This window comes from Marinobacterium sp. MBR-111 (assembly GCF_040547585.1).
Classification (GTDB): domain Bacteria; phylum Pseudomonadota; class Gammaproteobacteria; order Pseudomonadales; family Balneatricaceae; genus Marinobacterium; species Marinobacterium iners.
Genome location: NZ_JBEPQA010000009.1, coordinates 1 through 12509 on the forward strand (window position 1 = coordinate 1; position 12509 = coordinate 12509).

The window sequence follows — 12509 nt, forward strand, 5'->3', positions numbered from 1 at the left end:
GGTACGGATCTGCGGATGATCACCGGCGAGGATGTCCGCAAGGCAGAAAAACAGTTAAACCTGAGGCCTCGCAAATGCCTCGGGTTCAGGCAGCCTGAAGGTATTCCAGGAATACCTTCAGGCTGCATAGGCGGGTGTCGCACTTCGGAGTTGAATTCGCGCGCCCCTAGCTAGATAGCGGGGCACTTCTTAACATTTTTAAACTTTATCTTGATTCAACAACAGCTGCAGACCTGCCCCTGTATTGGAAATCGGCGCCACATAATTGCGGTGCACTTCCTTCACGTTACCCAGCAAACAGCCGCGCATGGCCAGCCACATGTTCAGCTCGACGCCCTGAGCACCGGCAATCTCGACCAGATCGTCGTTGCTGTACTTGGTCAGAGCTTCTGGATCGCTTACCAGCTTGTCCATACACTCCAGATCGAAATCGGAGTTGATGATACCGGCACGCTCGCCATCCAGCTGATGTGACAGACCACCGGTACCGAATACCACCACCTTCTGATCACCGGCGAAGGACTCAACCGCACGGCCGATAGCCTGACCCAGCGCGAAGCAACGGGAGGGTTTCGGCATAGGATAACGTTCGCAGTTGATGCACACCGGAATCACTTTCAAGTGCTTGTAGTTGTGGCCCGGATACATGATCGACAACGGCACGGTCAGTCCGTGGTCGACTTTAATATCCTGACAGATGGTTGGATCAAAGTCGTTCTCGATCAGTTCGTTGGCGATGTGCCAGGACAGCTCGGTCTCACCGGTTACCGGCGGGATGGTGGCGATACCCCAACCTTCATCGGCATTTTCATACTTAGGCGCACAGCCAAGTGCGAAGGTCGGTTTCTTGTCGAGGAACATTTCCAAACCGTGGTCGTTGTAGAACACGATAGCAATGTCCGGCTGCTGTTCGTTCAGCCACTCACGTACTGGCGGGTAACCGGCAAAAAAATCCTTCCAGTAAGGCGTGTCTTCCAACCCCTTGTCCATGGCGATGCCGATCGCCGGAATATGGGATGTGGTGATGCCGCCGATAACCTTAGCCATTGTTTTTCCCCCTGCCCTGACTGTCCAGGTATGCCTGAAACTCTTCTTTGGTACGTCCGGTCTGCATGCCACCAATATCCTGCATATTCAGGCCCAGAAGACCGGCGAACTTGGCCAGATAATAAACACTGCCACCCAGACGCAGCAGTTCGTTAAGGTCACGCTTGAGAATCGCTTCTTTCTGGGCTTCGGTCAGGCCGAACTTTTCACAGTACCCCGCTTCATCGGCCTTGAAAGCCTCACGGGCGTCAGCGTTGTTGAAGGAGTAGCACATTTTGTTCAGCGGATAGCCCTTGGTGGACATGGGGCCGTCGAAAAAGATCGTACCCGGTATCTCGCGGTGCGTTGAGCTCATGATCAGTTCTCCTGTCAGGACCAGTAAAGTCGCATCGGGTTGTCGACCAGCAGCTTCTGCTGCAGTTCGGCGGTGGTTGCGATCTGCGGGATAACGTCCACCAGTTTGCCGTCATCAGGGGTATGAGACTTCATATTGGGGTGCGGCCAGTCGGTGCCCCACAGGCAACGATCCGGAAACTTTTCGACCAGCGCCTTCATGAACGGCACTACATCGCTGTAATCCGGTGGCGTCTGGGTCAGGCGTTCGGGGCAAGTGGTCTTCACCCATACCTTTTCATTGCCGCCCATGAAATCGATGAAACGTTGGAAATCAGGGTGATCGACGCCCTTGGTCACATCCGGACGCCCCATATGGTCGACTACGATGGTGGTGTCGAGCTGATTCAGGAAGGGGATCAGATCTTCCAAGTCTGGTGCTTCGAAGTAGACCACAATATGCCAGCCCAGTGGCTTGATCTTCTCGGCAATCGACAGGAATACTTCTCTCGGCGTGGTGTCGACCAGACGCTTGACGAAGTTGAAACGCACGGCACGCACCCCGGCCTTATCCATCGCTTTAAGCTCTTCCACGGTGATCGCAGGATCTACGACGGCCACACCGCGCGCCAGCTCACCGGCGCTTTCCAGTGCATCAACCAGCGCAGCGTTGTCGGTTCCGTGGCAGGATGCCTGCACGATGACGTTGCGCTCAAAGCCCAGGTAGTCACGCAGCTCGAACAGCTTTTCCTTAGGCGCATCACAAGGGGTGTACTTGCGCCTGGGGTGGTAAGGGAACCTGTCCGCCGGCCCAAATACGTGGCAGTGCGCATCAACGGCTCCGGCAGGTGCCTTGAACTCAGGCTTGCTCGGGTTGGCGTGGAAAGGAAGGTAGTCAGGATCCATCATCTCATTACACCTGTTTGGAATCAGTTATTGTGGGTAAAGACTTCACCGTCAAAAAGCTTGCGGGCCGTTCTCAGAATCGCGGCGGAGGCAACTTGGCCTCTGGCATCCATGTCCAGGATCACGCTCATCTCGCCGATCGGATGTTCAACCGACAGCATCTTGCGTGCACCTTCCGGCACTTCGGCAATCGCTGAGACGGGTGAACCAGGCAGTACCGCCGCAGTCGCTACGCTGACCGCACCCAGTACACCGATGGAAGCGTGACAGCGGTGCGGAATGAACGTACGCGTTGACAGAGCACCGCCGTTGGTGGCCCGGCTGACCATGCTCATCTTCGGTACCGATTTTGCGCTGACATCACCGAGATTCATCAGCGGACCGGCTTTGAGACGGATGGCTTCCAGCTTTTCACGCAGCACAATGTTGGCTTCCAGATCTTCACGGGATTCCGTGCCGCTGATGCCCATGTCTTCGGCGCGCATCACCACTACGGGCATGCCGTTATCGATCAGAGTGACTTCGACACCGTCTATCACATCAACCGTATTACCGGTGGGCAACAAGGCACCGCAACTGGAACCGGCGGTATCTTCAAATGTGATCGGCACAGCCGCGGAACTGCCGGGCACGCCATCAATGCAGGCATCGCCCACATAGCTGACCTGGCCTTCAGGGGTGCTGACACGGGCGCGGGCGATCTGGCCGGTATTTTCCATGAAGATACGCACTTCGGTCTCGCCGTTCTTCGCCTCCACCAGGCCACGCTCGATGGCAAAGGGGCCAACACCGGCAAGGATGTTGCCGCAGTTCTGTGCATCGGTAACGATCGCCTGATCAACGAATACCTGCAGGAACAGATAATCCACATCGGCATCGTCCCGGTCGGACGTTTTGACCACGGCGACCTTGGAGGTCAGCGGATCGCCACCGCCCATGCCGTCGATCTGACGCAGGTCGGGCGAACCCATGACCCGCAGCAGAAAGGCGTCGCGTTCGGCAGTGTCGGCCGGCAAATCAGGCGCGAGGAAGTAACCGCCCTTGGAAGTCCCTCCTCGCATCCACATGCAGCGGACGCCATCAGACATACTTCAGTCCCTTCTCTTTCAAACGCGGGCGCATGTCATAGATGTCCAGGCCCAGTTCTCCGTTGGCCATGCGTACGCGCTTGGACTCCTCCAGCGCCATGCGATTGCGCGACAGTTCCAGCACCTCGGCTGCCTTCTCGCGACGGACCACAACGACACCGTCGTCATCGGCGACAATCACATCACCCGGGTAGATCAGTTGATCGGCACAGGCAAGCGGGATGTTTACTGAGCCCAGAGTTTCCTTGATCGTACCCTCGGCGAAGACGGCTTTCGACCACACCGGGAAGTTCATCTGGCGCAGGTCGCGTGTATCGCGTACACCGCCATCAATGATCAAGCCCACCACACCACGTGACTGAGCCGATGTCGCCAGCAGGTCACCGAAGAAACCATGAACAGAGGGAGAGGTCGGTGCGAACACCATCATGTCGCCCTTCTGACACTGTTCGATCGCCACATGCATCATCCAATTGTCACCGGCAGCGCCGGAAATGGTCACGGCAGAACCGGCCGCAGCCACGTCCTGCTGGATCGGACGCATATAATGCGCCAGCAGACCGACACGGCCCTGAGCCTCGTGAATGGTGGCCACACCACATTCAGCCAGACCATCGATAACCGCCTGATCGGCGCGTTCAATATGTTGAACGACTACATTTTCTCTCATGACAAAAAACTCCTGTCAGGCCGGAATTTTCAGACGGCTGAATACACGACGGCTGTTGTGCTCGAAGATGTCCTGCTTCTGCTCGACGGTCAGCACCTTGTTGCCATCGATGTAACGCTTGGTGTCATCGAAGAAATGACCGGTTTCCGGGTCGATACCCCGCACGGCGCCGATCATTTCAGAGGCGAACAGGATGTTCCTGGTCGGCACGATATCCAGCAGCAGGTCGATACCGCGCTGATGGTAGACACAGGTGTCGAAATAGATGTTGTTCAGTACGCGCTCTTCCAGTTCAAAGCCCTGATCCAGGGCCAGACCGCGGAAACGCCCCCAATGGTAGGGAACGGCACCGCCGCCGTGCGGAATGATGATTTTAAGATCCGGGAAGTCCTTGAACACATCGGACATCATCAACTGCTGGAAGCCAGTGGTGTCGGCGCCCAGATAGTGGGAACCGGTGGTGTGGAAACAGTCGTTGCAGGCGGCACTGACGTGCACCATCGCCGGGATATCGTATTCGACCATTTTTTCGTAGATAGGGTAGAAGGAGCGGTCCGCCAAGGAAGAGCCATTCCAGTGCCCCCCGCTGGGGTCAGGATTCAGGTTGATGCCGATGAAGCCCATCTGCTCAACGGTACGGATAATTTCCGGAACGGACTTGGCCGGATCAACACCCGGAGACTGCGGCAGCTGGGCAACAGGCGCAAAGTTGTTCGGGAACAGATCACACACACGACGGATCAGATCGTTCTGGTGTTCTGTCCAGAACTGGCTGGTGTGTTCATTGCCGATGTGATGACCCATCCAGCTGGCACGCGGAGAGAAGATGGTCAGGTCGGTACCACGCTCCTGCTGCAGACGCAGCTGGTTCTTCTCAATGGTTTCACGGATCTCGTCATCACTGATGATGATCTGGCCTTTTTCACCGATGAAGTTGGGGTCCTTGGCAACGGCTTCTTTCTGCTTTTCGCGGTACTCACCCACCTGCGGAGGCGTGGTGGTGTAGTGACCATGGCAATCGATAATCATCTCGGGCACCTTATAAATCGCTTCTAACGCTCAATTTAAGTGCATCTAGTATTCGCCTGCGTGACAGGACTGGCTATTTCAATTTCACCACAATACTATTGATTTTTGAGAACGCCCTATCAGGACACACCCTTTCTAGGAGGGACCATGCAGTTCACCATGCCCAACTTGAGACACCTGCGGGTATTCATGGAAGTAGCCAGATGCCGAAGTATCAGCAAAGCGGCACCACTGGTTTTCCTGTCTCAGCCCGCAATCACCCAAGCGATAGGAAAACTGGAAACACAGCTTGAAACCGACCTGTTTGAACGCCATTCCAACGGCATGTTTCCCACTCCGTCCGGCGAAGCCTTGTATAACCGTGTCAGCCGCTGCATGGGGTATCTCGAGCGTGGTATCCGAGCCGCTCAAAAAAGCAACCAATCCCAGAATGGCGGCCCATCAAGCCTGCTTCCACTGCTGACAACGACACAGCTGAGGGCCTTGATCGCCATCACCGAAAGCCACAGTTTCAGCGTTGCCAGCCGCAACCTGGACCTGTCGCAATCATCTTTGCACCGCGCCGGGCGCGAGCTGGAACATCTGCTGGGTATCACATTATTCGAAAAGGCCAGGACCGGCATTACTCCCACGCGCGCCGCCGAACTGCTGGCTCGCGCCGCCAAACTCGGATTTGCCGAAATCAAGCAGGGCCATTATGAAATCAGCGCTCTGCAGTTCCGTGAAGTCGGCAGGATCACCATGGGTAGCATGCCCTTGGCCCGTACCTCTATCCTGCCGGATGTTATCAACCGCTTCAGCATGGCTCACCCGGATATCGGCATTAACGTGGTGGATGCACCCTATGACGACCTGCTGTTTCACCTGCGCAATGGTGATCTGGACCTGCTGATCGGTGCACTGCGCTTTCCGCCCCCTGCCGATGACATTATTCAGGAAGAGTTATTGGCCCCACCGCTTGCCATCATCGGCCGCAAAGATCATCCACTTCGGCAACACCGTACGCTTACACTGGAGGATATTGGTCAATACGGTTGGGTTGTGCCTCGTACCGGAACGCCCACACGTGCATTTTTCGACACCCTGTTCAGTGATCGCGGCGCCAAACAACCTACACGACTCGTTGAAACCAGTTCACAAATACTTATTCGAGAGCTACTTAGTGGCAGCGACCGACTGACCCTGATTTCGACCCACCAGGTAGAGCATGAGTTGCGCCAGGGCATTCTCGGGGTTATACCCTACTCTCTAAGCCATACAAGACGGCCCATAGGGCTTACACTACGCCGTGACTGGCAACCCACACCGACACAAAGCCGTTTTATCAAAATGCTGAAAGAAGCGGCCTCACGCTATTCCGACATCTAAAAAACTCATCGCTTTGCAAAAATTGAATAGCACAAGAGGTTATTCAATTACTCAACTGCGTGGGCCGGTGGTAGATTTTGGTACAAATGCAACGCACCGGCGCAGCATTCCCTTATTTGATTTTTGGCTTCAGTATCAGGAGATACATGCATGAGACTGTGTGTAGCGGGCGCAAGCGGCGCCTTTGGCATGAAACATATGGACGCAATTGCTGCTATCGATGGCGCAACTGTTACTTCGGTTGTAGGCACCAAGATCGATGTGATCCGCCAGTTCGCTGAAGAACGCAACGTTCCCCACTACACCACTGATCTGGCCGAAGCTCTGGCGCGTGATGACGTTGACGGCGTCATTCTGGCCACTCCGACTCAGTTGCATGCGTCTCAGGCGATCCAGTGCCTTGAGGCCGGCAAGCACGTCATGGTGGAAATCCCCATGGCTGACAATATTGAAGATGCCCGCAAGTTGGTTGAAGTGCAGAAGAAAACCGGTCTGGTTGCCATGGCAGGCCACACCCGTCGCTTCAACCCGAGCCACCAGTGGATCCACAACAAGATCCAGGCCGGTGAACTGAAAATTCAGCAAATGGATGTGCAAACCTACTTCTTCCGTCGCACCAACACTAATGCCAAGGGTCAGGCCCGTTCCTGGACCGACCACCTGCTGTGGCACCATGCCTGCCACACAGTTGACCTGTTCCAATACCAGACCGGTGAAAAAACCACCAAGGTGCAGGCGATGGAAGGTCCGCACCACCCGGACCTGGGCATCGCGATGGACATGAGCATCGGCATGAAGGCCGAAAACGGTGCGCTCTGCACTCTGTCTTTGTCATTCAACAACGACGGTCCTTTCGGCACGTTCTTCCGCTATATCTGTGACAACGGCACCTACATTGCTCGTTACGACGACCTGTACGACGGCAACGAAAACAAGATCGACCTGACTGGCGTGGCTGTCTCCAACAACGGTATCGAGTTGCAGGATCGGGAGTTCATCGCCGCCATTCGGGAAGGACGTGAGCCGAATTCCAGCGTGGCTCAATGTCTGCCTGCGATGGAAACCCTGCACCAACTGGAACAGTGCCTGCAGGCCAAGAGCTAATCATCCTGATATCGATGGAGATCACCACATGAGCACAACGCTTAACAGCCACTTCAAACAGCCCGGCATCGGCCTTGGCTGTATGAATCTGTCACACGCCTACGGCACGCCGTTGCCTGAAGCGGATGCGATTCAGGCATTACATCAGGCGTTTGACATGGGGTATCGCCATTTCGATACCGCCACCCTTTATGGTGGCGGGCGCAACGAAACAGTGGTCGGCAAGGCTCTGAAGGATCAGCGTCAATCGTTGTTCCTTGCCAGCAAGTGTGGCATGGCGATAAGTCAGGAAAGCGGCAAGAAAGAGATTGACGGTCGGCCCGAAACCCTTCGCACCCAGTGCGAAGCCAGCCTGCGTCGTCTGCAGACCGACCACATCGATCTCTATTATCTGCACCGTCTCGACCCCAATACTCCGATCGAAGACAGTGTCGGCGCCCTGTCAGACCTTGTACGCGAAGGAAAGATCGGCGCCATCGGACTGTCCGAGGTTTCTGCCGTGACATTGAAGCGTGCTCAGAGCATACACCCGATTGCAGCCCTGCAGACCGAGTACTCGCTCTGGTCTCGCAACGCTGAAATTGCGGTTTTGGATGCATGTCGTGAATCGGGCACGGCCTTTGTCGCTTTCAGTCCTTTGGCGCGTGGGTTCCTGACCAACACCCTACTGGACGTTGATACGCTGGTCGAAAAGGATATCCGCAACAACATGCCCCGCTTTCACCGGGAGAACTACAGCCAGAACCTGAGCCTGTTGGAGGGATATGTCGCCATCTCTGAGGAGGTGGGCTGCTCACCGGCACAGTTGGCACTGGCCTGGGTTCGTTCCAAGGGCGACTTTATTGTGCCTATTCCGGGCACCCGTTTTGTTTCACACATGGAAGAAAACCTGGCTGCCGATAGCGTCAGTCTGACTGCAGATGTGGTCGCGCACCTGGATCAATTGATCAACCAGAATACCGTTCACGGCCCTCGCTACAGTGCTGTACAGCAGGTCGAGATCGATACCGAGGAGTTTGTCTGATAAGGCCCCTCCGACACCCTCTACACAATCAATAACAACATCGCAGAGAGCATAATAATGAAAACAACACTCAAGAAAACCGTTGCTGCTTTAACCGCATCCATTGCCATGACATCAGCTGCACAGGCCGCCGATGTTACGCTGCGTTTTGCGCATTTCTGGCCAGCAGTTTCGCCAATTCACAAAGAAGTATTCCAGGGTTGGGCGGATGCCGTAGAGGCTGACTCCAATGGCCGCATTGAAGTTGAAATTTATCCCGGCGCCACTCTGTCGAAGCCACCTGCCCAGTATGATGCTGTCATAAACCGTATTGCCGATATGACGGCTACGGTGCAGGGCTATACCGCCAACCGCTTTCCACTGACTCAGGTTGTCGAGCTGCCGGGGGTCGTCAAGACCGCTGAGCAGGGGTCCTGTGTCATTCAGTCACTCTATGAGGAGGGCCTGATTGCCGATGAGTACAAGGATACCCGTCCACTGTTTCTGTTCACCCACGGTCAGGGGCATCTGCATCTGAAGGGCAAGGAGGTACGTGAACCCGCTGATCTCGCGGGCTTGCGTATCCGTCGCCCCACTTTGGTAGTCGGGTCAATGCTGGAAGGCCTTGAAGCTCAGCCCGTAGGCATGCCTGCGCCGAATTCCTACGAGTCCATGCAGCGCGGTGTAATCAATGGTGTGTCTCTGCCCTGGGAAGGCGTGAACTCTTTCCGCATCAACGAACTGGCAGACTCTCACACCGAAATCGGACTGTATAGCCTGTCGTTTATGGTGACCATGAACAAGTCCGTTTACAACAGCATGCCCGATGACCTCAAACAGGTTATCGATAAGCACTCCGGCCTTGAGCTGGCCAAGCAGTCCGGCAAGATCTTTGATCAGGTTGACGAGTTGGGCCGTGCCGAAGCTGTTGAATTGGGCCACACCATGATCACTATTGAAGGCGGTGCAGAAAACCCGGCATGGAAGCCGGTTTTGGATGCTACCACTGAGAACTACCTGCAAGAGCTCGAAGACAAGGGAATGCCGGCGCGCAATGTTTACAAGCGTGCCCTCGAGCTTTCCGAGCAGTGCCTCTAAACCCTGCGTTCAGGTAGGAGTATGTAATGTCTGGATTTGCCCGTCTGGTTGATACCATCTGTCGAGGCATGCTGTGGATCAGTGCCATGATGCTGACCGTAATGATGCTGGTTGTACTGGCTGACGTTATCACCCGCGCACTGTTCAGGCTCACTGACGGCAGTTTCGATCTCACCTTCAATGGTGGGATCGAACTGGTCCGCTTTGCGCTGTTGTTTGCCATTCTCTACGCCTTGCCCTGGTGCGTTGATCGTTCACAGGTAGTGGTTGACCTGTTCACAGAAAACCTCTCCGATCGTTCTAAGGCAGTGCTCGACACTCTGTGCTTTGCCGGCTACGCACTATTGGCACTGGGCATGAGCATCCGCTTCTGGCATGCGGTCGAATCATCGCACATCAGCGGCGAAACCACTCAGGATCTGATGTTTCCGATGTCCTACATTTTTGTTGCCACCCTGATCGGCACTGCCATGCTGGCATTGCGCTCACTTATGCTGACCGGCTCACAAATCGGTAAGGTAATGGGGTGTAAAGCATGAGCAGCTCCACTATAGGTTTTATCTGTATCGGCCTGATGCTGTTCATGCTGGCGATCCGCATTCCTATTGCCTTGACCATGGCTATTGCAGGATTTGTAGGCTTCGCATGGATCATCGCCTTTGACCCAGCCATGGCCATCCTCGAAAGCGCTCCTTTCGAAACATTAACCAATTACAACTTCAGCCCCATCCCAATGTTCATTCTAATGGGTGTGCTGGCCTCACGCTCGAACATGTCGAATCAGCTGTTCTCGGGGGCCCGGTCACTGTTTGGCGCATGGCGCGGCGGTATTTCGCTGGCGGCCCTGATGTCCTGCGGTATTTTTTCGGCCATATCCGGCTCCTCTGTCGCTACGGCGGCCAGTATGTCTCGTGTGGCACTGCCCGAAATGCGTAAGCACGGTTACGCCGACTCGCTGGCAACCGGCACCCTGGCCGCTGGCGGCACATTGGGCATCATGATTCCTCCTTCTATCGCCCTGCTGCTGTATGCGTTGATTACCGAGCAGTCTGTGGGTGACATGTTTATGGCAGGCCTGATTCCAGGCCTTCTGGGACTTGTGCTGTACTGCGTCACCGTTACCGTTTTGGTGCGTCTAAAACCTGAACTGGCTCAGCCGGGCGAAGCAACCTCCCTGATGCAAAAGCTGGCAGGGCTCAAGGGTCTACTGCCATTTACCAGTGTGTTCGTTATCATCATCGGCGGGATCTATCTTGGCCTTTTCACCCCCACTGAGGCAGCTGCAATAGGTGCGTTCTGTACTCTGATGATTGCCATTCAGCGCGGCATGCGCTGGACTGGTTTTGTCGATGCATTGAAAGAAACACTTGTCACCTCCGCCATGATCTTCTTCATGATTCTAGGCGCAGAGATTTTCGGCTTTTTCCTGAGTGTATCGCGCATCTCGTTTGAGTTGGTGGAGTATGTGGATGCTCTGAACCTTTCTCCCTTTATGGTGTTGTTCGCCGTTCTTGTGCTGTTCATGCTGCTCGGTTGTGTTATGGACAGTATCGCCATGCTGCTGCTGACCGTTCCTGTTGTATTCCCGCTGATACAGGCGGCTGGCTTTGATCCGGTATGGTTCGGTGTGGTTGCTGTCATCACCGTTGAGCTGGGGTTAATCACTCCCCCAGTTGGGATGAATGTGTTCGTAATCAAGGCCTTTGCCAAGGATGTGTCGATCGGATCCATATACAAAGGGGTAATGCCGTTTGTGCTGTCAGATCTCGTTCGCCTTGCCTTGATCATAGCCTTCCCTGTGCTGGCTCTGGGGCTGGTGTAACAGAGCACCCTGGGCTTGAGGCTACCAATAACGGCCTCAAGCCCCTGTACTTTCAACCGGAGGCCTCACATCATGCATACGGCGGCTTCGTCTCGCCTATCCGGCATATCGACCTATTCACTCTACAGCGAGGCGCCCTCTCTCAAAGATCCCGAGTTTTTCCATATCGAGGATATCAAGTCCCGTGCGCGCCTTTTCAACTGGAACATCGGAATTCACAGCCACCCGCGCATGTTCCAACTGGTTTACGTGCACAGCGGTGCTGTTCGCGCTCACCTTGACGGCCAGGAGCATGCCTTTGAAGGCCCCTGTCTCTTTACCATTCCTCCATCGGTCGCACATGGCTTTGAGTTCGAGCATGATGTTACAACCGGCTTTGTAATTACATTATCGCGGCTGTTAATAAGCGAAGACCGTATGGGGCGAAGCTTAAACCTTCAGGAAGAGCTGATGCGCTCTGCACACGCAATACTGTTATGCGATCACCAGGCAGATCAACTGTTCATTGACCAAACACTTGAACAACTCGTGTATGAATACAGTCATAACCAGCCGGGCAAACAGCAGTTGTTCGAGTGTCTGCTATTCTCGATCTTGATCAAGATGGGGCGTCATTTACATGCCGACCGTCGTCAACGCAGTGTTAGCCAATATGAAACCCGTTATCAGCAACTGTGTGAACTGATCGAAAAGCACTACCGGGAACACCAGCCCTGTCAGTTTTATGCAGAGGCTTTATGTACAACCACTATTGGTCTTAACCGGGCATGCAAGGCGGTTGCCGGCAAGAGCGCCGGAGACTTGATTCAGGATCGTTTAGCGCTTGAAGCCCAGCGCATGCTGATCTATTCATCGGCACCTGTGTCATTGATTGCCTATGAGCTGGGCTTTTCTGACCCAGCCTACTTTTCGCGCTTTTTCAAACGTCGTATCGGCACCACTCCATCCGTGTTCCGTGAACACCGCGAACAAAGCTGAAGCGAACTCACCCACACATTGCGACGCTAACTCAGTGTTTGAAATGTACCTGCAAGCGTCGAC

13 protein-coding genes and 1 pseudogene are annotated in these 12509 nt (G+C 54.9%); 8 read left to right on the forward strand and 6 right to left on the reverse strand.

Annotation, left to right across the window (positions count from 1 at the left end):
- Positions 1 to 130, forward strand: a pseudogene (locus ABIE61_RS08180) (IS30 family transposase); the annotation flags it as partial.
- Between the two features lie 68 nt (positions 131 to 198).
- Here ABIE61_RS08180 and ABIE61_RS08185 read toward each other — a convergent pair.
- The 6 genes from ABIE61_RS08185 to ABIE61_RS08210 are packed head-to-tail and all read right to left on the reverse strand — an operon-like array spanning position 199 to position 5073.
- Positions 199 to 1047, reverse strand: a complete 849-nt coding sequence (locus tag ABIE61_RS08185) for a class III extradiol dioxygenase family protein (RefSeq protein ID WP_354408410.1) — start codon at positions 1045 to 1047, stop codon at positions 199 to 201.
- Positions 1040 to 1402: a protocatechuate 4,5-dioxygenase subunit alpha gene (locus ABIE61_RS08190; protein WP_354408412.1), complete on the reverse strand. Its 363-nt coding sequence runs from the start codon at positions 1400 to 1402 to the stop codon at positions 1040 to 1042. Before ABIE61_RS08190 ends, ABIE61_RS08185 begins: the two co-directional genes overlap by 8 nt.
- Before the next feature lie 14 nt (positions 1403 to 1416).
- Complete coding sequence (locus ABIE61_RS08195) at positions 1417 to 2289, reverse strand: amidohydrolase family protein (protein WP_354408414.1); 873 nt, start codon at positions 2287 to 2289, stop codon at positions 1417 to 1419.
- A gap of 20 nt (positions 2290 to 2309) precedes the next feature.
- Complete coding sequence (locus ABIE61_RS08200; RefSeq protein WP_354408417.1) at positions 2310 to 3374, reverse strand: 4-oxalomesaconate tautomerase; 1065 nt, start codon at positions 3372 to 3374, stop codon at positions 2310 to 2312.
- Complete coding sequence (locus tag ABIE61_RS08205) at positions 3367 to 4044, reverse strand: 4-carboxy-4-hydroxy-2-oxoadipate aldolase/oxaloacetate decarboxylase (protein WP_354408420.1); 678 nt, start codon at positions 4042 to 4044, stop codon at positions 3367 to 3369. The genes ABIE61_RS08200 and ABIE61_RS08205 overlap by 8 nt, the downstream gene beginning before the upstream one ends.
- A 15-nt stretch (positions 4045 to 4059) precedes the next feature.
- Positions 4060 to 5073: an amidohydrolase family protein gene (locus ABIE61_RS08210; RefSeq protein WP_354408422.1), complete on the reverse strand. Its 1014-nt coding sequence runs from the start codon at positions 5071 to 5073 to the stop codon at positions 4060 to 4062.
- 147 nt (positions 5074 to 5220) lie between these two features.
- On the opposite strand from ABIE61_RS08210, the gene ABIE61_RS08215 reads away from it, so the two are divergent.
- The 7 genes from ABIE61_RS08215 (at position 5221) to ABIE61_RS08245 (ending at position 12446) form a co-directional block, all read left to right on the forward strand.
- Entirely contained in the window at positions 5221 to 6441 is a 1221-nt protein-coding gene (locus ABIE61_RS08215) for a LysR family transcriptional regulator (RefSeq protein ID WP_354408425.1), read from the forward strand.
- 150 nt (positions 6442 to 6591) lie between these two features.
- On the forward strand, positions 6592 to 7545 hold the full coding sequence (locus tag ABIE61_RS08220; protein ID WP_354408428.1) for a Gfo/Idh/MocA family oxidoreductase: 954 nt from the start codon (positions 6592 to 6594) through the stop codon (positions 7543 to 7545).
- Between the two features lie 28 nt (positions 7546 to 7573).
- Complete coding sequence (locus ABIE61_RS08225; protein ID WP_354408431.1) at positions 7574 to 8569, forward strand: aldo/keto reductase; 996 nt, start codon at positions 7574 to 7576, stop codon at positions 8567 to 8569.
- Positions 8570 to 8626: 57 nt separating this feature from the next.
- Positions 8627 to 9646, forward strand: a complete 1020-nt coding sequence (locus ABIE61_RS08230) for a TRAP transporter substrate-binding protein (protein WP_354408434.1) — start codon at positions 8627 to 8629, stop codon at positions 9644 to 9646.
- Positions 9647 to 9672: 26 nt separating this feature from the next.
- Positions 9673 to 10185: a TRAP transporter small permease gene (locus ABIE61_RS08235; protein ID WP_354408437.1), complete on the forward strand. Its 513-nt coding sequence runs from the start codon at positions 9673 to 9675 to the stop codon at positions 10183 to 10185.
- Positions 10182 to 11468, forward strand: a complete 1287-nt coding sequence (locus tag ABIE61_RS08240) for a TRAP transporter large permease (protein WP_354408439.1) — start codon at positions 10182 to 10184, stop codon at positions 11466 to 11468. Before ABIE61_RS08235 ends, ABIE61_RS08240 begins: the two co-directional genes overlap by 4 nt.
- A 72-nt stretch (positions 11469 to 11540) precedes the next feature.
- A complete protein-coding gene (locus ABIE61_RS08245; RefSeq protein WP_354408441.1) occupies positions 11541 to 12446 on the forward strand; it encodes a helix-turn-helix domain-containing protein in 906 nt (301 codons plus the stop codon).
- Positions 12447 to 12509: the final 63 nt, after the last annotated feature.

What these genes read in the sequence shown, in the direction of transcription:
- ABIE61_RS08195 (WP_354408414.1), bottom strand. Translation starts at nt 2,289, where the DNA reads ATGATGGATCCTGACTACCTTCCTTTCCACGCCAACCCGAGCAAGCCT.
- ABIE61_RS08215 (WP_354408425.1), top strand. Translation starts at nt 5,221, where the DNA reads ATGCAGTTCACCATGCCCAACTTGAGACACCTGCGGGTATTCATGGAA.
- ABIE61_RS08245 (WP_354408441.1), top strand. Translation starts at nt 11,541, where the DNA reads ATGCATACGGCGGCTTCGTCTCGCCTATCCGGCATATCGACCTATTCA.
- ABIE61_RS08205 (WP_354408420.1), bottom strand. Translation starts at nt 4,044, where the DNA reads ATGAGAGAAAATGTAGTCGTTCAACATATTGAACGCGCCGATCAGGCG.
- ABIE61_RS08220 (WP_354408428.1), top strand. Translation starts at nt 6,592, where the DNA reads ATGAGACTGTGTGTAGCGGGCGCAAGCGGCGCCTTTGGCATGAAACAT.
- ABIE61_RS08230 (WP_354408434.1), top strand. Translation starts at nt 8,627, where the DNA reads ATGAAAACAACACTCAAGAAAACCGTTGCTGCTTTAACCGCATCCATT.
- ABIE61_RS08190 (WP_354408412.1), bottom strand. Translation starts at nt 1,402, where the DNA reads ATGAGCTCAACGCACCGCGAGATACCGGGTACGATCTTTTTCGACGGC.
- ABIE61_RS08210 (WP_354408422.1), bottom strand. Translation starts at nt 5,073, where the DNA reads ATGATTATCGATTGCCATGGTCACTACACCACCACGCCTCCGCAGGTG.
- ABIE61_RS08200 (WP_354408417.1), bottom strand. Translation starts at nt 3,374, where the DNA reads ATGTCTGATGGCGTCCGCTGCATGTGGATGCGAGGAGGGACTTCCAAG.
- ABIE61_RS08240 (WP_354408439.1), top strand. Translation starts at nt 10,182, where the DNA reads ATGAGCAGCTCCACTATAGGTTTTATCTGTATCGGCCTGATGCTGTTC.
- ABIE61_RS08225 (WP_354408431.1), top strand. Translation starts at nt 7,574, where the DNA reads ATGAGCACAACGCTTAACAGCCACTTCAAACAGCCCGGCATCGGCCTT.
- ABIE61_RS08235 (WP_354408437.1), top strand. Translation starts at nt 9,673, where the DNA reads ATGTCTGGATTTGCCCGTCTGGTTGATACCATCTGTCGAGGCATGCTG.
- ABIE61_RS08185 (WP_354408410.1), bottom strand. Translation starts at nt 1,047, where the DNA reads ATGGCTAAGGTTATCGGCGGCATCACCACATCCCATATTCCGGCGATC.